This is a genomic window from Klebsiella grimontii (genome assembly GCF_900200035.1).
GTDB classification, from domain to species: Bacteria; Pseudomonadota; Gammaproteobacteria; order Enterobacterales; family Enterobacteriaceae; genus Klebsiella; species Klebsiella grimontii.
Window position 1 is genome coordinate 107,213 of record NZ_FZTC01000019.1, and the last position, 18,166, is coordinate 125,378.

Here is an 18,166-nt window from a genome sequence, read left to right on the forward strand (position 1 = left end):
ATGAGCAAAACGTTACCTACCGTTGCGGTGATAGGCAGCGGCACCATGGGCGCCGGGATTGCCGAAGTGGCCGCCGCCGCCGGGCATCCGGTACTGATTTTCGACATCGCCCCTGAGGCGGTGGTTCGCGCCATCGACGGGATTCGCCAGCGGCTGGCCTCCCGCGTCAGCCGCGGCAAGCTGGCGACGGAACAGGCCGATGCGCTGCTGGCGCGTCTGGTCCCCGCGGCGGAGTTGAGCAACCTGGCTGACGCGCAGCTGGTTATCGAAGCGGCCTCCGAACGTCTGGAGGTCAAAAAGGCGCTGTTCGAACAGCTGGCGGCGATCTGCTCCCCGTCGACGTTGCTGGTTAGCAACACCTCGTCGATATCGATCACCGCCATCGCCGCCGGGATAAAACACCCGGAGCGGGTCGCCGGGCTGCACTTCTTTAACCCGGCCCCGGTGATGAAGCTGGTGGAAGTGGTCAGCGGCCTGGCCACCTCGACGGAAGTCGTCGAACAGCTTTGTCAGTGGGTTAGCGACTGGGGAAAACAGCCGGTTCGCTGCCGCTCAACGCCCGGTTTTATCGTCAACCGCGTGGCGCGGCCTTTTTATGCCGAAGCGTGGCGAGCGCTGGAAGAGCAGGTCGCCGCGCCTGAAGTGATTGACGCCGCCCTGCGCGACGGCGGCGGTTTCCCCATGGGCCCGCTGGCGTTGACCGACCTGATAGGTCAGGACGTCAACTTTGCGGTGACCTGTTCGGTGTTTAACGCCTGCTGGCAGGACCGTCGCTATCAGCCGTCGCTGCTGCAGCAGGAGCTGGCGCTGGCTGGGCGGTTGGGAAAAAAGAGCGGGCAGGGGGTCTACCGCTGGCCTGCTGAGGCCCAACCCGAGCGGGCGCTGGCCGCCGTATCAGCAGAACGCGCAGCAAAACGCATAAAACGTGACGTTGTCACTGAGTTGGGCGAGATATTGCTGCTGGAAACGACCGGTGAAACCGCCCTGGCGTTAAGCCTTCAGCACGGCCGACCGGTAGTGGTCTACGACCACAGCGCGGGTGATACGGTGGTGCTGGCCAGCGCGGAAACCACCTCACAGGCGGCGACCGATAAAGCAACTTTCTATTTTCAACAGCAGGGCAAAAAAGTGCTGCAGATCGCTGACTATCCCGGCCTGCTGGTGTGGCGTACGGTGGCGATGCTGGTTAACGAAGCGCTGGACGCGCTGCAAAAAGGGGTCGCCAGCGCGGAGGATATCGATACCGCCATGCGCCTGGGCGTTAACTACCCGCGCGGCCCGCTGGCGTGGGGAGAGTCACTTGGCTGGGGCCGGGTGCTTCGGCTGCTGGAAAACCTGCAGCGGCACTATGGTGAAGAGCGCTATCGCCCCTGTTCCCTGCTGCGTCAGAAGGCGCTGATGGAGAAACATCATGAGCAATGAAGCCTGGCGCAACGCCCGCGCGATGTATGAGAACGATAACTGTGCGCAAGCGCTGGGGATCAAGATTATCGAGATGGATGACGGCTACGCGCAGATGACCATGGCGGTCACCCCGAACATGCTCAACGGCCACCACTCCTGCCACGGCGGACAGCTGTTTTCGCTCGCCGATACCGCCTTCGCTTACGCCTGCAACAGCCAGGGGCTGGCGGCGGTCGCCTCGGCGGCGAGCATCGATTTTCTCCGTCCGGCCTTTGTCGGCGAGCTGCTGACCGCCACGGCGAGGGTCAAGCAGCAGGGCAAACTGACCGGGGTCTATGACATTGAGATCGTTAACCAACAGCAAAAAGTGATCGCTCTGTTTCGCGGTAAATCGCACCGCATCGGCGGCACAATCACAGGAGAAGTCTGATGCGCGACGCCTTTATTTGTGACGGGATCCGCACGCCGATTGGCCGCTACGGCGGGGCGCTGGCCAGCATGCGCGCTGACGACCTGGCCGCTATCCCGTTGCGCGAGCTGCTGAGCCGTAACCCGAAGTTCGATCCGGCATCAATTGACGATGTAATTCTCGGCTGCGCCAACCAGGCCGGCGAAGACAACCGTAACGTGGCCCATATGGCGACGCTGCTGGCGGGCTATCCGCACACCGTACCCGGCACTACCGTTAACCGCCTGTGCGGCTCCGGTCTCGATGCTATCGGCTTCGCCGCCCGCGCCATCAAAGCCGGAGAGGCGGATCTGATGATTGCCGGCGGCGTCGAGTCGATGTCGCGCGCGCCGTTTGTGATGGGCAAAGCCAGCGCCGCGTATCAGCGCCAGGCCGAGCTGTTTGATACCACTATCGGCTGGCGTTTTGTGAACCCGCTCATGCAGCAGCGATTTGGCACTGACAGCATGCCGGAAACGGCGGAGAATGTAGCTGAATTGTTAAATATCAGCCGCGCCGATCAGGACGCTTTTGCGTACCGCAGCCAGCAGCGTACGGCCCGGGCCCAGCGCGACGGCATTCTGGCGCAGGAGATCGTGCCGGTACCGATTATCGGCGGCAAGGGGGCGGTGAGCACCGTGTATGAGGACGAGCATCCGCGGGCGGAGACCACCCTTGAACAGCTTTCGCGGCTGAAAACGCCGTTCCGCAAAGGGGGCGTGGTGACCGCGGGAAACGCCTCCGGCGTCAACGACGGCGCCGCGGCGCTGATTATCGCCAGCTCGCAGCAGGCCATCGCCCAGGGGCTAACGCCGCGGGCGCGTATTGTGGCCATGGCGACGGCGGGCGTCGAGCCGAAGCTGATGGGACTCGGGCCGGTGCCGGCGGTACGTAAAGTGCTGGAGCGCGCCGGACTGAGCATAAACGATATGGATCTGATTGAGCTGAATGAAGCCTTCGCCGCCCAGGCGCTGGGCGTGCTCAGACAGCTGGGGCTGGCGGATGACGCCCCGCATGTTAACCCCAACGGCGGCGCCATCGCCTTAGGCCATCCGTTGGGGATGAGCGGCGCCCGGCTGGCATTGAGCGCCAGCCTGGAGCTGCAGCGCCGCAGCGGGCGCTATGCGCTGTGTACGATGTGTATTGGCGTGGGTCAGGGCATTGCCATGATCCTTGAGCGAGTGTGAGCGAATCTACCTGCGAGTACCCTACAAAATGACAACGATAACGCAATTAGACCCGATTGAAAGCGCATCGCGCGACGAGCTGCAGGCCCTGCAAACCCAGCGTCTGAAGTGGACCCTGAAGCACGCCTACGACAATGTGCCGATGTATCGCCGTAAATTCGACGCGGCGGGCGTTCATCCTGACGATTTCCACGAACTGAGCGATCTGAGCAAGTTTCCCTGCACCACCAAGCAGGATCTGCGCGACAACTACCCCTTTGATACCTTTGCGGTGCCGATGGAGCAGGTGGTGCGCATCCACGCGTCCTCGGGGACTACCGGCAAGCCGACGGTGGTGGGCTATACGCAAAACGATATTGATAACTGGGCCAATATTGTCGCCCGCTCCCTGCGCGCGGCGGGCGGCACGGCGAAAGACAAAATCCATGTCGCCTACGGCTATGGCCTGTTTACCGGCGGACTGGGCGCCCACTACGGCGCGGAGCGTTTAGGCGCGACGGTGATACCAATGTCCGGCGGCCAGACCGAAAAGCAGGCCCAGCTGATCCGCGATTTTAAGCCGGATATGATTATGGTGACGCCGTCCTACTGCCTGAACCTGATTGAAGAGCTGGAGCGCCAGATGGGCGGCGACGCCAGCGGCTGCTCCCTGCGGGTGGGAGTGTTCGGCGCGGAGCCGTGGACCCGCGCGATGCGTACGGAAATCGAGCGTCGGCTGGGGATTTCGGCGCTGGATATCTACGGCCTGTCGGAGGTGATGGGGCCGGGGGTGGCGATGGAGTGCCTGGAAACCGCCGACGGTCCGACGATTTGGGAAGATCACTTCTACCCTGAAGTGGTGAATCCGGACAACGGCACGCCGCTGACGGACGGTGAACACGGCGAGCTGCTGTTCACCACCCTGACCAAAGAAGCGCTACCGGTGATCCGCTACCGCACCCGCGACCTGACCCGTCTGCTGCCGGGTACTGCCCGCACGATGCGCCGGATGGATCGCATCAGCGGGCGCAGCGACGATATGCTGATTATCCGCGGCGTGAACGTTTTCCCATCGCAGCTAGAGGAGGAGATCCTCAAGTTCGAACATCTGGCGCCGCACTATCAGCTGGAGGTTAACCGCCGGGGCCATCTTGATTCACTTTCGGTGCGCGTGGAGCTAAAAGAGAGCGGTCTGGCGCTGAACCACGAGCAGCGCTGTCAGATTTGTCATCAGTTGCGCCACCGGATCAAATCGATGGTGGGGATTTCGACCGATATCAGCATTGTTAACTGCGGCAGCATTCCGCGCTCCGAGGGTAAGGCCTGCCGCGTGTTCGACCTGCGCAAGGCTGCCGCTAACGGATAACGTGTTCTCCCGGAGGCGGCGCATTGCGCCTGTCCGGGCTACCCGACGACACAACTCCCGCAGCCCGGGTAAGGCGTTTACGCCGCGACCCGGGGAGTGTGCGGGGGGTGATGTACCAGCTCGGCCTCTTCCCGGCTCGCGCTGCGCTTAGCCGGGCTACGTGTTCATCGCCGTCTGCGGGCCGGTAGCCCGGACAGGTGCGCCAGCACCTGTCCGGGATTTCCTGTGCTATGATTCAAAAAGGATAAAAATCACAACAGAATGAATCAGATGAGTAAACTCGACATCTTTATTCAGCAGGCCGTCACCGCGATGCCCATCAGCGGGACCTCGCTTATTGCTTCTTTATACGGCGACGCCTTGCTCCAGCGCGGTGGAGAGGTCTGGCTTGGCAGCGTGGCGGCGCTGCTGGAAGGGCTTGGATTCGGCGAACGATTCGTGCGTACCGCGCTGTTCCGCCTGAATAAAGAAGAGTGGCTCGATGTGGTGCGCATTGGTCGCCGCAGCTTCTACCGCCTCAGCGACAAAGGCCTGCGTCTGACCCGCCGGGCGGAGCATAAAATCTATCGCGCCAGCGCGCCGGAGTGGGATGGCACCTGGCTGCTGCTGCTGTCGGAAGGGCTGGAAAAAAGCACCCTGGCGGAAGTCAAAAAACAGCTGCTGTGGCAGGGATTTGGCGCGCTGGCGCCGAGCCTGCTGGCTTCGCCGTCGCAAAAGCTGGCGGACGTACAGTCTCTGCTGCACGAAGCGGGCGTGGCGGAAAACGTTATCTGTTTCGAAGCGCATTCCCCGCTGGCGCTCTCCCGGGCGGCGCTGCGCGCTCGCGTTGAAGAGTGCTGGCATCTTACCGATCAGAACGCGATGTATGAAACATTTATCACCCTGTTTCGACCGCTGCTGCCGCTGCTTCGCGACTGCGAGCCCGCGGAGCTGACGCCCGAACGCAGTTTCCAGATTCAACTCCTACTGATTCACTTCTATCGCCGGGTGGTACTGAAAGACCCGCTGCTGCCCGAAGAGCTGCTCCCCGCGCACTGGGCCGGGCAAACCGCGCGCCAGCTGTGCATCAATATTTATCAACGCGTTGCCCCCGGCGCGCTGGCGTTTGTCGGCGAGAAGGGCGAAAGCTCGGTGGGGGAACTTCCCGCGCCGGGACCGCTCTATTTCCAGCGCTTTGGCGGACTCGCAGGCGTATAAGGAGAGGCTATGCCCATTTATCAAATTGACGGTATGACGCCGGTGGTACCGGATGAGAGCTACGTTCATCCCACCGCGGTGCTGATTGGCGACGTGATCCTCGGCAAAGGGGTCTACGTTGGCCCTAACGCCAGCCTGCGCGGCGATTTTGGCCGCATCGTGGTGAAAGATGGCGCCAACATCCAGGATAATTGCGTGATGCACGGCTTTCCCGGCCAGGATACGGTCGTGGAAGAAGAGGGGCATATCGGCCACGGCGCTATTCTGCACGGCTGCACCATCGGGCGCAACGCGCTGGTGGGCATGAGCGCGGTGATCATCGACGGGGCCAGCATTGGTGAAAACAGCATCGTCGGCGCTTCGGCCTTTGTCAAAGCCAACGCCGAAATGCCCGCCAACCATCTGATTGTCGGCAGTCCGGCGAAAGCCATTCGTACATTAAGCGAACAGGAGCTGGCCTGGAAGAAGCAGGGGACACGCGAGTATCAGGTGCTGGTGGAGCGCTGCAAACAGACGCTGCATCAGGTGGAACCGCTCAAAGAAGCAGAGCCGGACAGAAAGCGGCTGGCGTTTGATGAGAATTTACGGCCGAAATCTTCATCCTGAGGGGGAAAATCATGGCAGAGAAATTATCCGCTCAGTGCCACTGCGGCGCGGTGGCGTTTACCGTTGAGCTTAGCGATGGCTTCAACACCGTTCGCCGCTGTAACTGTTCATATTGCCGGATGCGTGGGGCGGTCGCGGTCTCCGCGCCGCTTTCAGGAATCGATGTTATCCGCGGACGGGATAAGCTCACGGAGTATCGTTTTAATACCGGTCAAGCCGTGCACTTTTTCTGCTCAGTGTGTGGGATCTATACTTTTCATCAACGGCGTTCAAACCCGCAGCAGTATGGCGTGAATGTGGCCTGCATTGACGGCGTGTCGCCTTTTGACTTTCCCTGCGTGGAGGTCAACGACGGCGTGAATCATCCAAAAGACGGCGGCGGTGGCGTGGTGGGGTATTTGCGCTACGAGAAAAAGTGAAACACTCCTCCCGCCGGGGCGGGAGGAGGCAAATCTTATGCGGCAACAACGCTGTCGATAGCGGCTTTCGCATCGGTCTGCGCTTTCGCTGCAACTTCCGGGCCGTAGGCGATGCCTTCAGCGAACACGAAGTTCACGTCGGTGATGCCGATAAAGCCAAGGAAAGTAGACAGGTACGGCGTTACCAGGTCAGTCGGGGTATCTTTATGGATACCGCCGCGGCTGGTGACGACGACCGCGCGTTTACCTTTCACCAGACCTTCCGGCCCTTTCTCGGTGTAGCGGAAGGTCACGCCAGCGCGCGCCACCAGGTCGAAGTAGTTTTTCAGCTGGGTCGGGATGTTGAAGTTGTACATCGGCGCCGCGATAACAATCACATCGTTCGCCTGCAGTTCAGCGATCAGTTCGTCGGAAAGCGCCAGCGCTTCCTGCTGACGCGGCGTCAGCGGCGCATCGCTCGGACGCAGAGCGCCAACCAGTTCCCCGTCCAGTACCGGGATTGGGTTTGCAGCCAGGTCGCGCACGGTGATAACGTCTTGCGCGTGCTTTTCACGCCATTGTTCAACAAAATAGTCGGACAGCTGACCAGATTGCGAGTACCCTGCCAGAATACTGGATTTCAGAACTAATACTTTGCTCATGGGTGTTTCCTTTTTTAATGTGATTGACGGGCCGTTGCCCTGGTGCTTGTTGACACTCTATTCACAATCATGCCGCAGAGAAAGCGCAATAAATCGAACTCTGTATTCAGTTTTTTTGAACAAGGCACGAATTGCGCGGATGTGGTACTCTAACGCAATACATCAAAAGAGATTTTTCCCGGCAGTGCGCTGCCCGATAACGCTATGACAGAACAACAAAAAATAACCTTCTCTCAGCTCGTTACACGGCTTGATGGCCTGATGCTGCGCGATAAGTCGCGCTTCGCCGGTCGCCTGCACGGCGTGAAGAAGGTTAAAAATCCTGATGCCCAGCAGGCCATCCTTCAGGAGATGGCGCAAGAAATTGAACAGGCGGCAGGGAGAGTCCTGCTGCGCGAAGCCGCTCGACCGGCGATAACCTACCCGGAAAACCTGCCGGTCAGCCAGAAAAAGCAGGAGATCCTCGACGCCGTGCGCGACCACCAGGTGGTGATTGTGGCGGGGGAGACCGGCTCGGGCAAAACCACCCAACTGCCGAAAATCTGTATGGAGCTGGGACGCGGCGTTAAAGGGTTAATCGGCCATACGCAGCCGCGCCGTCTGGCCGCGCGTACCGTCGCCAACCGTATTGCCGAAGAGCTACAAACGGAACCGGGCGGCTGCATCGGCTATAAAGTCCGCTTTAGCGATCACGTCAGCGATAACACCATGGTTAAGCTGATGACCGACGGTATTCTGCTGGCGGAAATCCAGCAGGATCGGCTGCTGATGCAGTACGACACCATTATTATCGATGAAGCGCACGAACGCAGCCTCAACATCGACTTCCTGCTTGGCTATTTGCGGGAACTGCTGCCCCGTCGCCCGGATCTGAAAATTATTATCACCTCGGCGACCATCGACCCGGAACGCTTCTCGCGCCACTTTAACAACGCGCCGATTATCGAAGTGTCCGGGCGCACCTACCCGGTAGAAGTGCGCTATCGACCCATCGTTGAAGACGCCGACGACACCGAGCGCGATCAGCTGCAGGCGATATTTGACGCCGTTGATGAGCTCGGGCGCGAAAGCCCCGGCGATATCCTTATTTTTATGAGCGGCGAGCGCGAAATCCGCGATACCGCCGATGCGCTCAATAAGCTGAATCTGCGCCATACCGAAGTGCTGCCGCTGTACGCGCGGTTGTCCAACAGTGAGCAGAACCGCGTGTTCCAGGCCCACAGCGGGCGGCGGATCGTGCTGGCCACCAACGTCGCGGAAACCTCGCTGACCGTGCCGGGCATCAAGTACGTTATCGATCCCGGTACCGCGCGTATCAGCCGCTATAGCTTCCGGACTAAAGTACAGCGCCTGCCTATTGAGCCGGTTTCCCAGGCGTCGGCTAACCAGCGTAAGGGCCGCTGCGGCCGCGTCTCCGAAGGGATCTGTATTCGTCTCTATTCGGAAGACGACTTCCTGTCGCGCCCGGCGTTTACCGACCCGGAAATTCTGCGCACCAACCTGGCGTCGGTTATTCTGCAAATGACCGCGCTGGGCCTGGGCGATATTGCCGCGTTCCCGTTTGTTGAAGCGCCGGATAAGCGCAATATTCAGGACGGCGTACGCCTGCTGGAGGAACTGGGGGCGATTACCACCGACGAACAGCAGACCGCCTATAAGCTGACGCCGATGGGCCGCCAGCTCAGCCAGCTACCGGTTGACCCGCGTCTGGCGCGGATGGTACTGGAGGCGCAAAAACACGGCTGCGTGCGCGAGGCGATGATCATCACCTCGGCGCTCTCGATTCAGGATCCGCGCGAGCGGCCGATGGACAAGCAGCAGGCCTCTGACGAGAAGCATCGTCGTTTCCACGATAAAGAGTCCGACTTCCTTGCCTTTGTGAATTTGTGGAACTACCTTGGCGAGCAGCAAAAAGCGCTCTCCTCGAACCAGTTCCGCCGCCAGTGCCGGGTCGATTTTCTCAACTACCTGCGCGTGCGCGAGTGGCAGGATATCTACACTCAGCTGCGTCAGGTGGTCAAAGAGCTCGGCCTGCCGGTGAACAGCGAGCCGGCGGAGTATCGCGAAATTCACACCGCGCTGCTGACCGGCCTGCTGTCGCACATCGGTATGAAAGACGCCGACAAGCAGGAGTTTACCGGCGCGCGTAACGCTCGCTTCTCCATCTTCCCCGGCTCCGGGTTGTTCAAAAAGCCGCCGAAATGGACGATGGTCGCCGAACTGGTGGAAACCAGCCGCCTGTGGGGGCGCATCGCCGCGCGCATTGAGCCGGAGTGGGTCGAGCCGGTGGCGCAGCATCTGATCAAACGCTCGTACAGCGAACCCCACTGGGAGCGCGGGCAGGGCGCGGTGATGGCGACGGAGAAGGTGACCGTTTACGGCCTGCCGATTGTCGCGGCCCGCAAGGTCAACTACAGCCAGATTGACCCGGCGCTGTGCCGCGAACTGTTTATCCGCCACGCGCTGGTGGAGGGCGACTGGCAGACTCGCCACGCCTTCTTCCGCGAAAACCTCAAGCTGCGTAACGAGATTGAAGAGCTGGAGCATAAATCGCGCCGCCGCGACATTCTCGTCGATGACGAAACGCTGTTTGAGTTCTACGACCAGCGCATCAGCCATGACGTCATCTCCGCGCGCCACTTCGATAAATGGTGGAAGCAGGCCAGCCGCGAGACGCCGGATCTGCTCAACTTTGAAAAGAGCATGCTGATTAAGGAAGGCGCGGAGCAGGTCAGCAAGCTCGACTATCCGAACTTCTGGCACCAGGGCAACCTGAAGCTGCGTCTCACCTATCAGTTTGAACCGGGCGCCGACGCCGACGGCGTAACGGTGCATATTCCGCTGCCGCTGCTCAACCAGGTGGAAGAAGCCGGATTTGAGTGGCAGATCCCGGGGCTGCGCCGTGAGCTGATTATCGCCCTGATTAAATCGCTGCCGAAGCCGGTACGGCGTAACTTCGTTCCTGCGCCGAACTACGCGGAGGCGTTTTTAGGCCGCGCGACGCCGCTGGAACTGCCGCTGCTGGATTCTCTGGAGCGCGAACTGCGGCGGATGACCGGCGTGACTATCGACCGCGAGGCCTGGCAGTGGGAGCAGGTGCCCGATCACCTGAAAATCACTTTCCGGGTGGTGGACGACAAAAACAAGAAGCTACATGAAGGGCGCTCGCTGCAGGATCTGAAAGATGCCCTGAAAGGCAAGGTACAGGAGACGCTGTCCGCGGTCGCCGATGACGGTATCGAGCAGAGCGGACTGCATATCTGGAGCTTTGGCCGGCTACCGGAGAGCTACGAGCAGAAGCGCGGCAACTATAAAGTTAAGGCCTGGCCGGCGCTGGTGGACGAACGCGACAGCGTGGCGATCAAGCTGTTTGATAATCCGCTCGAGCAGCAGCAGGAGATGTGGCGCGGCCTGCGCCGCCTGCTGCTGCTGAATATCCCGTCGCCGATTAAATACCTGCACGAGAAGCTGCCGAATAAAGCCAAGCTGGGGCTCTATTTCAACCCCTACGGCAAAGTGCTGGATCTGATCGATGACTGTATCTCCTGCGGCGTGGATAAGCTGATCGATGAAGCGGGCGGGCCGGTATGGACCGAAGAGGGCTTTGCCGCGCTGCATGAAAAGGTGCGCGCTGAACTCAACGAGACGGTGGTGGAAATCGCCAAACAGGTTGAGCAGACTCTGACCGCGGTGTTTAACATCAATAAACGCCTGAAAGGCCGCGTGGATATGACCATGGCGCTGGGGCTGTCGGATATCAAATCGCAGATGAGCGGTCTGGTGTATCGCGGCTTCGTCACCGGCAACGGCTTCCGCCGCCTGGGTGATACGCTGCGCTATCTGCAGGCGATTGAAAAGCGGCTGGAGAAAATGGCGATCGATCCGCACCGCGATCGCGCGCAGATGCTCAAAGTGGAGAGCCTCCAGCAGAGGTGGCAGCAGTGGTTGAATAAGCTACCGCCTCAGCGCCGTCAGGATGACGATGTGCAGGAGATCCGCTGGATGATTGAAGAGCTGCGCGTCAGCCTGTTCGCCCAGCAGCTCGGCACGCCGTATCCGATTTCCGATAAGCGGGTGCTGCAGGCGATGGAGCAGATCGCGGCCTAAGCCGTCACTGACCCCGGTGGCGCGGGCTGCCGGGGTCAGCGAGTCACGTCAGGCGTTCACCCACGCGAGGGTGAACCCGTCCCAGCCTTTGCTGCCCACCGTTTGCAGGGCCGTGACCGTTAGCCGTGGGTCGCTGCCCATCATGTCGATAAACGCTCTGACCCCCTGCACCCGGTCGTCCGCGCTATCCGGGTTCGTCACTTCGCCGTCGCGCACTACGTTATCGCCCACAATCACTGTCCCCGGGCGGGAATAGCGCAACGCCCAGCGCAGATAGTTGGGGTTATTCGGCTTATCCGCGTCGATAAAAATGAGATCGAACGGCGGGCGATCGCCCAGTTTTTCGAGGCTGGTCAGCGCCGGGCCTTCCAGCACCGCAACGCGATCGTCCACGCCCGCCAGACGGAGGTTCTCGCGCGCGACGGCGGCATGATGCGCGTCGGCCTCCAGGGTGAGCAATTCACCATCGGCGGGCAACTCCCGGGCCATCCAGATAGTGCTGTAGCCGCCGAGCGTGCCGATCTCCAGGATGCGTTTGGCGCCCGTCATGCGCACCAGCAGGGCCAGGAACTGCCCCTGATTGGCGGCGACGTCGATCGCCGGAAGACCGGCGCGCTGGTTATTCTCCAGGACCTGGCTGAGGAGCGGATCGTTGGGAATTAACGCTTCCACGAGATAATTATCTACTGCCGACCACTGTTGTTGCATGTCAGATTTCCCGTCTTACGTCCCTGATGAATCAGACCAGCCGCCTCCCAGCGACCGGTACAAATCGACTTGCGCCAGCAGCAGGTTGTTTTTCACCTGTACCACGCTGAGCTGGGTGGAAAACAGCGTACGCTGGGCGTCGAGTACGTCCAGATAGGATGAATAACCGTTGCGATAGCGGTTTTGCGCGATGCGCAGCGTCTCCTGGGCCACCTTCTCCTGCGCCTGTAGCTCCGAGAGCTGCTCGCCGTAGCGGCCAATCGCATCGAGACTGTCATTGACCTCTTTAAACGCGCCGCGCACCGTTTTTTCATAGCTATACAGCGCCTGATTGCGCTGGGCCATCGATACGTCGACCTGGGCATTCAGCGCCTGGCGGTTAAGCAGCGGCGCCAGAATGCTGCCGCCGAGGCTCCATAAGCGTAGCGGATTATCCAGTAGGTCCGGCAGGGTGCGATCCTGCAGGCTGCCGGTGGCGGTAAGGTTGATGGACGGCAGCAGCTGCGCCTGCGATGACGCCAGGGTGGCGTCGGCGGCCACCAGCTGACGCTGGGCCTGAACGATATCCGGTCGGCGGTTGAGCAGGGTTGACGGCAGTTGGGACGGTAGCGATAGCGGCGAAAGCTGCGCGAACGCGTTGCGCTTAACGGCGCCAGGATTGGCGCCGAGCAAAAGGCTGAGCGCATTTTCCTGCTGGGCGATTTGATGGCGCAACGGCGGGATTTGCGCGCGCGTGGAGCGCAGTTCGGAGTCCGCCTGCATCAGCTCCAGGCGTGAGGTATAGCCCGTCTCAAACTGGCGCTTCGCCAGATTGAATGCATCTTCGCGCGATTTTAGCGTTTGCTGCGTCACCCGCAGCTGTTCATCCAGCGACAGCAGGGTGATGTAGCCGACCGCCACCGAAGAGGCGACGGTCAGGTTCGCCGCGGCGGCCGCGGCTTTTTGCGCTTCCAGGCTGGCCTGCGCCGCGCTGGCGGCGCTGCGGTTGGCGCCCCAGATATCGACATCGTAGCTGGCGGTCAGCGCGCCTTTATACACCGTACTGTGAACGGGCAGGCCGGTAGCGGCCGACTGAGACCGCGCGCGGGTGCCGGTCAGTCCGGCGTCAAGCGAGGGAAACAGGCTGCTATCGGCGGCGTAGGCCCGGGCCTGGTACTCATTGACCCGTTCGCGAGCCATCAGCACGTCGCTGTTGTAGCGCAGCGCCTGGTCAACGTAGAGATTGAGCGTACTGTCGTGGAAGTTGCGCCACCACACGCCCTCAACGGGGCTGGAGGGTCCGACATCCGCCCGCCAGGCGGCGGGGATCTGTAGACCGGGCGCGGCCTGCTGAACGTCGGCGGACTGGCAGCCGGCCAGCGCAAGGATAACGGCGAGAGCGAGCGGGCGGATCATTGCTGTTTCTCCGCGCGGGTATCGATGGTGACCTGCACCGACATCCCCGGCCGCAGACGCTGGCCGTTCTTCTGCCCCTCATCAACGGCGATGCGTACCGGAATGCGCTGGGCGATTTTGACAAAGTTACCGGTGGCGTTATCCGGGGAAATGGCGCTGAACTCGACGCCGGTCGCCGGCGAGATGCTCTGCACCGTGCCGGTGAATTTCTCGCTGTTCAGCGCATCAACGGTAAAAGTTACCCGCTGTCCGACGCGCACCTGCGCCAGCTGGGTCTCTTTCAGATTCGCGATCAGCCAGTGCTGCGGCGGCACCAGCGAGGTGAGATGCGTCCCGGCGGTGACGTAAGCGCCAAGGCGGACGGAGATTTGCCCGAGCTGTCCATCCGTCGGCGCGATAATCCGGGTGTTTTGCAGGTCGATCTGCGCCAGCTCCAGCGCCGCTTTTGCGCTGGCGACGTCGGCGAGCAGCGAATCGCGGTTAACGATGGTGGATTGCAGATCCTGGCGCGACATTTCCAGCGTCGCTTTGGCCTGCTCGATATCCGCGGTGCCCTGCGCCGCGCTGGCGCGGGCGGAATCGCGTTCGCGAATCGATAGCGAGCCGTCGGCGGTCAGCTCCTGAACGCGTTTTAAATCGGCCTGGGTTTTCAGATTTTGCGCGCGGGCGTTCTGCAGCGCCGCTTCGTTACGTGCGATAACCGCCTCGGCGCTTCTGCGCTGCTGCTGATTGTTCTTCAGCGCCGCCTCTTTCATCGCCAGCGTTGCTTGTGCCTGATGGACGCGCTGCTTATAGATGCGCTCGTCAATCTGGAACAGCACGTCGCCGGCTTTAACCTGATTAAAATCCTGAACCTTCACCTCGGTGATATAACCGTTGACCTGCGGGCTGATAAACGTGGTTTGCCCGCGAACGTAGGCGTTATCGGTAAACTGGCTTTCACGGGTAAACGGCGGCAGCTGCCAGGCGTAGAGAATAACCAGTACCCCAACGATGCCAATGGCGGCGGCGGTGAAAATCGAGACGATGCGAATATTATTTCGGGTGTTGGCCTGCTGTTTGGCCGCATCCTGCTGACTCATAATGACTCCAGAGTAAATTTTATTTGCTACCCGTCGCGCGTTTCAGCGCGATGCGGGCGGTAATACGTAATCTTATTAAGCGCCAGAAAACCCATACCAGCGTGGCGGCTGAAATCGCCGCCGTCAGCAGATAGGTATCATTGTAAGCCAGAATATTGGCCTGCAGCGTGGCGGCGTTTTGCAGCAGCGTGGTGGCCTGAACGTTGAGCAGGGTGCTGTCGCCAATCTGGCTTTGATACATCTGGCTGTACTGCTGCAAACGCTCGGTAATCAGCGGATTGAGCGTGGTGAGCTGGTCGGCGAGCTGGCTGGAGTGAAACTTCTCCCGCCAGGTCTGGAAAGTACCGAGAATGGCGGAGCCCAGCAGACCGCCGATATTCTGGCTCATGCCGAACAGCACCGAGAAGCTCACCAGGTTGCGCTGGTCGGCAATGACCCCGCCAATCCCCGCCAGCATCGCCGGGGCGAGGAAGAAGGCGCTGCCGAAACCCAGCAGAAACTGGCTGAACATCAGCTGCTCCGGGCGGGTGAGGATCGTCGACTGGCTGTCCAGCAGCGATCCAACCATAATTAACGCCAGCGCTGTGGCGGTAGGCCAGTAGAGACGCTGCGGGTTGAGCGTCAGGCAGCTGGCGACGATGCCGCAGAGGATCCCGGCGAAAATCGACCACGCCAGGTTGGTCATCTGTTCATTCTGCAGGCCGACGTACTGCAGCCAGCCGATGACGCCGGTATTCTGCTCCGCCAGCACGATACGGATCAGCAGCATAATCAGCCCGAGGCGCAGAATACTGCCGCTGGAGAGCCATTTGATATTGAGCAGCGGGTTGCTGCGGTTATGCTCAAAGGCAATCGCGGAGACAATCAGCATCACCGCCCCCGCAAGCGCCCAGCCGATCCACGGCGCTTCAAACCACCAGTCCAGCCGTCCCAGCGACAGTACCGCGGTGACCAGCGCCATCCCCGGCGCCAGCAGGAAGAAGGTGATGAAGTCTTTTTTCTCAAACACCTTTTTCCGATCGCTTGGCGGCAGCTTGAGGGCGATTACGCAGGCCAGCGACACCAGCGCCAGTCCCAGTTCAAAGAAGTACAGCCCGCGCCACTCGTCAATTTGCAGCAGCTCGGTTGAAAACAGGCGCGCCAGCGGGATCGCCAGCGATGAACCGGTGATGCCGATGGTCAGCGCTTTGAGCCGATGGCGGGCGGGCCAGGCCTGCACTTGATAATAAATCCCCAGCGAGCTTAGTGCCGCGGCCACCATGCCGTGGGCGGCGCGCACCATCAGCGCGGAACTGAGGTCGTTGACGAACAGGTGGAAGAAGGTCACCAGCACGTAGAGGACGAGAAAACCTTCGGTAAAAGCGCGCAGGCCGAACTGCTGGCGGAACTTCACCAGCAGCAGGTTGATGGAGACGTTGGTCATTACGTAGACCGCCGGGAGCCAGGCAATCTCCGTCGACCAGGCAGCAAAGGTCCCCTGCAACAGCTGTAGATTGGCGGTCACCACCGCGTTGCCCAGCGCGCCGGTCAGGCAGACCAGCAGCCCGACGATCCCGTAGGCAATCCGTTTTGGCGTACTGTGGATCGGGGTGGACGGCGAACCGAGGATCGCCGGTTTTTCGTGCGGGGCCCAGTCGTGGGGCACATAGGGATTGTCTTTACGGCGAGGCATTATTTTTTCTCGACCTCGCGCAGCAGCTTCTCCAGGACCCGCTGCGTCTGCCGCTGTTCCTCGGGAGTGATGGCGGTGAGGATCTCCTCACGTAAATCATCGGCCACCGTTTTCACCTGCTGATACACCTCAAGGCCTTTAGCGGTGGCGATCAGCAGCCGTTTGCGTTTATCGCGCTCGGTTTTAATCCGCTCGACCAGGCCAACATCGACCAGACGGTTAAGCAGCGGCACGAGAGTTGCGCTTTCGACGCCCAGCTCCTGGGCCAGCTCGCTTTGCGATAGCGGCTGTTCGTGGCGCGCGATGGCGGAAACGGCGACCCAGCTGGCCTGGCTCATGCCGAGGCCCTTAAGCCGGCGGTTGACCGCCAGCCGCCAGTGGTGGGCGGTGAGATACAAAAGATGGGAAAAGTTAAGTTGTCGGCTATCCATAGGTCAATCTGCAATATCGTTAGAACTCTAATGATTTTTGCCTGGCAAAAACGAGAATTCAAGCCCGTTTGATAAAAACAGGTTAACGGTATGTGCGTTTATTGTGGAAGAAGCCTTGGGAAGGGAAAGGAGGAGCCTGGTCTCAAGCCCGGCATTCACCGGGCTGAGAAGGGGGGATTATCCCGGATATATACCGCGATCTTTACGCGCCATCAGGATCCGCTCACAGGCCACGATATAGGCGGCGGTGCGTAAAGAGCACGCTTTTTCCACGGCTTTTTCGTAAACGTGAACGATCGCATCGGTCATGATGCGGTCCATTTTGGCGTTGATCTCTTCTTCGCTCCAGAAGAAGCTGGCCATATCCTGTACCCATTCGAAGTAGCTCACGGTGACGCCGCCGGCGTTACAGATAACGTCCGGCACCACCACAATGCCGCGCTCGGCCAGCACGTCGTCCGCTTCCGGATAGGTCGGGCCGTTAGCGCCTTCGAGCACCAGTTTACAGCTGAGGGTTTCGGCGCGCTCGCGCGTAATCTGGCCTTCCAGCGCCGCCGGGATCAGAATATCCATCGGCGTCGTCCAGAACGCTTCTTTGGCAATTTCGCGGGCGCCAGGGAAACCGGCGATTTGCTTGTTCTCGGCCTGCCATGCGGTCAGCGCGGCCATATCAATACCGCCCTCGTTATACAGGGTGGCGGTGTGGTCCTGAATCACCACAATCCGCGCGCCGACGCCTGCAAACAGGCGGGCCGCTTCGCTACCCACGTTACCAAAACCCTGTAGCGCGACTTTGGCACCCTCGATTTCGATACCGCTGCGGCGAGCCACTTCGCGACCGGTGACGAATACGCCGCGGCCGGTGGCTTTTTCACGGCCCAGCGAACCGCCGAGGTGAATCGGCTTGCCGGTGACCACGCCGGTGATGGTAGTGCCGTGGTTCATGGAGTAGGTATCCATCATCCAGGCCATCACTTTGCCGTTGGTGCCGACGTCCGGCGCCGGAATATCTTTTTGCGGCCCGATAATAATGCCGATCTCGCTGGTATAGCGACGGGTCAAACGCTCCAGTTCACCTTCCGACAATGAGAACGGGTCGACGCGGATGCCGCCTTTGGCGCCGCCGTAGGGAATATTAACTGCCGCACACTTGATGGTCATCCAGGCTGAAAGCGCCATCACTTCATTCAGATCAACATCAGGATGGTAGCGCACGCCGCCTTTACCCGGTCCGCGCGAGAGGTTGTGCTGAACGCGATAGCCTTCGAAGTGGCGGATAGTACCATCGTCCATTTGCACCGGGATATCAACGATGAGCGCGCGTTTCGGATGGCGCAGGGTTTCAATCCAGAAAGCGAGATCGCCGAGGTAGGGCGCGACGCGATCGATTTGACGCAGGTAGGTGGTCCATGGAGATGTACTACTTTCAGAAGCGTAAGATAACTTTTCCATAAGAGTCCTGTTTCGCAGTGATAATTATTTTGTTAACCGTGGAAAGGTACAGCTATAAACTCTGTAACGAGA

15 protein-coding genes are annotated in these 18,166 nt (G+C 60.5%); 8 read left to right on the forward strand and 7 right to left on the reverse strand.

Annotated features, from left to right (window positions below):
- From KOSB73_RS15270 to KOSB73_RS15300, 7 genes are all read left to right on the forward strand, one after another.
- The gene (locus KOSB73_RS15270; RefSeq protein ID WP_024358303.1) at positions 1–1,422 is read left to right on the forward strand and encodes a 3-hydroxyacyl-CoA dehydrogenase; all 1,422 of its coding nucleotides are present in this window, start codon (positions 1–3) and stop codon (positions 1,420–1,422) included.
- Complete coding sequence (gene paaI / locus KOSB73_RS15275) at positions 1,412–1,834, forward strand: hydroxyphenylacetyl-CoA thioesterase PaaI (RefSeq protein ID WP_024358302.1); 423 nt, start codon at positions 1,412–1,414, stop codon at positions 1,832–1,834. The genes KOSB73_RS15270 and paaI overlap by 11 nt, the downstream gene beginning before the upstream one ends.
- Positions 1,834–3,039 (forward strand): 3-oxoadipyl-CoA thiolase, encoded by a 1,206-nt coding sequence (pcaF, locus tag KOSB73_RS15280; RefSeq protein WP_024358301.1) that lies wholly within the window; start codon positions 1,834–1,836, stop codon positions 3,037–3,039. Before paaI ends, pcaF begins: the two co-directional genes overlap by 1 nt.
- Positions 3,040–3,067: 28 nt before the next feature.
- Positions 3,068–4,384, forward strand: coding sequence for a phenylacetate--CoA ligase PaaK (gene paaK / locus KOSB73_RS15285; RefSeq protein WP_024358300.1), 1,317 nt, complete (start codon positions 3,068–3,070; stop codon positions 4,382–4,384).
- 270 nt (positions 4,385–4,654) lie between these two features.
- On the forward strand, positions 4,655–5,581 hold the full coding sequence (gene paaX / locus KOSB73_RS15290) for a phenylacetic acid degradation operon negative regulatory protein PaaX (RefSeq protein WP_165775010.1): 927 nt from the start codon (positions 4,655–4,657) through the stop codon (positions 5,579–5,581).
- Between the two features lie 9 nt (positions 5,582–5,590).
- Complete coding sequence (paaY, locus tag KOSB73_RS15295; RefSeq protein ID WP_024358298.1) at positions 5,591–6,187, forward strand: phenylacetic acid degradation protein PaaY; 597 nt, start codon at positions 5,591–5,593, stop codon at positions 6,185–6,187.
- 8 nt (positions 6,188–6,195) lie between these two features.
- On the forward strand, positions 6,196–6,606 hold the full coding sequence (locus KOSB73_RS15300; RefSeq protein WP_029669679.1) for a GFA family protein: 411 nt from the start codon (positions 6,196–6,198) through the stop codon (positions 6,604–6,606).
- Positions 6,607–6,641: 35 nt separating this feature from the next.
- Here KOSB73_RS15300 and azoR read toward each other — a convergent pair whose 3' ends face one another.
- Positions 6,642–7,247 (reverse strand): FMN-dependent NADH-azoreductase, encoded by a 606-nt coding sequence (azoR, locus tag KOSB73_RS15305; RefSeq protein WP_004120936.1) that lies wholly within the window; start codon positions 7,245–7,247, stop codon positions 6,642–6,644.
- A gap of 204 nt (positions 7,248–7,451) precedes the next feature.
- On the opposite strand from azoR, the gene hrpA reads away from it, so the two are divergent.
- Entirely contained in the window at positions 7,452–11,354 is a 3,903-nt protein-coding gene (gene hrpA / locus KOSB73_RS15310) for an ATP-dependent RNA helicase HrpA (protein ID WP_098140649.1), read from the forward strand.
- 48 nt (positions 11,355–11,402) lie between these two features.
- Here the strand turns inward: hrpA and KOSB73_RS15315 are convergent, their stop codons facing one another.
- From KOSB73_RS15315 to KOSB73_RS15340, 6 genes are all read right to left on the reverse strand, one after another.
- On the reverse strand, positions 11,403–12,062 hold the full coding sequence (locus tag KOSB73_RS15315) for an O-methyltransferase (protein WP_024358296.1): 660 nt from the start codon (positions 12,060–12,062) through the stop codon (positions 11,403–11,405).
- 15 nt (positions 12,063–12,077) lie between these two features.
- Positions 12,078–13,457 carry an efflux transporter outer membrane subunit gene (locus tag KOSB73_RS15320; RefSeq protein WP_024358295.1) on the reverse strand — a complete coding sequence of 460 codons (1,380 nt, stop codon included), beginning with the start codon at positions 13,455–13,457 and terminating at the stop codon, positions 12,078–12,080.
- Positions 13,454–14,539: an HlyD family secretion protein gene (locus KOSB73_RS15325; protein ID WP_004138997.1), complete on the reverse strand. Its 1,086-nt coding sequence runs from the start codon at positions 14,537–14,539 to the stop codon at positions 13,454–13,456. Before KOSB73_RS15325 ends, KOSB73_RS15320 begins: the two co-directional genes overlap by 4 nt.
- Before the next feature lie 19 nt (positions 14,540–14,558).
- Positions 14,559–16,211 (reverse strand): MFS transporter, encoded by a 1,653-nt coding sequence (locus KOSB73_RS15330; protein WP_049131060.1) that lies wholly within the window; start codon positions 16,209–16,211, stop codon positions 14,559–14,561.
- A complete protein-coding gene (locus KOSB73_RS15335) occupies positions 16,211–16,642 on the reverse strand; it encodes a MarR family winged helix-turn-helix transcriptional regulator (protein ID WP_004138995.1) in 432 nt (143 codons plus the stop codon). Before KOSB73_RS15335 ends, KOSB73_RS15330 begins: the two co-directional genes overlap by 1 nt.
- A gap of 177 nt (positions 16,643–16,819) precedes the next feature.
- The gene (locus tag KOSB73_RS15340) at positions 16,820–18,094 is read right to left on the reverse strand and encodes a Glu/Leu/Phe/Val family dehydrogenase (RefSeq protein WP_004120918.1); all 1,275 of its coding nucleotides are present in this window, start codon (positions 18,092–18,094) and stop codon (positions 16,820–16,822) included.
- Positions 18,095–18,166: the final 72 nt, after the last annotated feature.

What these genes read in the sequence shown, in the direction of transcription:
- KOSB73_RS15270 (WP_024358303.1), top strand. Translation starts at nt 1, where the DNA reads ATGAGCAAAACGTTACCTACCGTTGCGGTGATAGGCAGCGGCACCATG.
- paaI (WP_024358302.1), top strand. Translation starts at nt 1,412, where the DNA reads ATGAGCAATGAAGCCTGGCGCAACGCCCGCGCGATGTATGAGAACGAT.
- pcaF (WP_024358301.1), top strand. Translation starts at nt 1,834, where the DNA reads ATGCGCGACGCCTTTATTTGTGACGGGATCCGCACGCCGATTGGCCGC.
- paaK (WP_024358300.1), top strand. Translation starts at nt 3,068, where the DNA reads ATGACAACGATAACGCAATTAGACCCGATTGAAAGCGCATCGCGCGAC.
- paaX (WP_165775010.1), top strand. Translation starts at nt 4,655, where the DNA reads ATGAGTAAACTCGACATCTTTATTCAGCAGGCCGTCACCGCGATGCCC.
- paaY (WP_024358298.1), top strand. Translation starts at nt 5,591, where the DNA reads ATGCCCATTTATCAAATTGACGGTATGACGCCGGTGGTACCGGATGAG.
- azoR (WP_004120936.1), bottom strand. Translation starts at nt 7,247, where the DNA reads ATGAGCAAAGTATTAGTTCTGAAATCCAGTATTCTGGCAGGGTACTCG.
- hrpA (WP_098140649.1), top strand. Translation starts at nt 7,452, where the DNA reads ATGACAGAACAACAAAAAATAACCTTCTCTCAGCTCGTTACACGGCTT.
- KOSB73_RS15315 (WP_024358296.1), bottom strand. Translation starts at nt 12,062, where the DNA reads ATGCAACAACAGTGGTCGGCAGTAGATAATTATCTCGTGGAAGCGTTA.
- KOSB73_RS15320 (WP_024358295.1), bottom strand. Translation starts at nt 13,457, where the DNA reads ATGATCCGCCCGCTCGCTCTCGCCGTTATCCTTGCGCTGGCCGGCTGC.
- KOSB73_RS15325 (WP_004138997.1), bottom strand. Translation starts at nt 14,539, where the DNA reads ATGAGTCAGCAGGATGCGGCCAAACAGCAGGCCAACACCCGAAATAAT.
- KOSB73_RS15330 (WP_049131060.1), bottom strand. Translation starts at nt 16,211, where the DNA reads ATGCCTCGCCGTAAAGACAATCCCTATGTGCCCCACGACTGGGCCCCG.
- KOSB73_RS15335 (WP_004138995.1), bottom strand. Translation starts at nt 16,642, where the DNA reads ATGGATAGCCGACAACTTAACTTTTCCCATCTTTTGTATCTCACCGCC.
- KOSB73_RS15340 (WP_004120918.1), bottom strand. Translation starts at nt 18,094, where the DNA reads ATGGAAAAGTTATCTTACGCTTCTGAAAGTAGTACATCTCCATGGACC.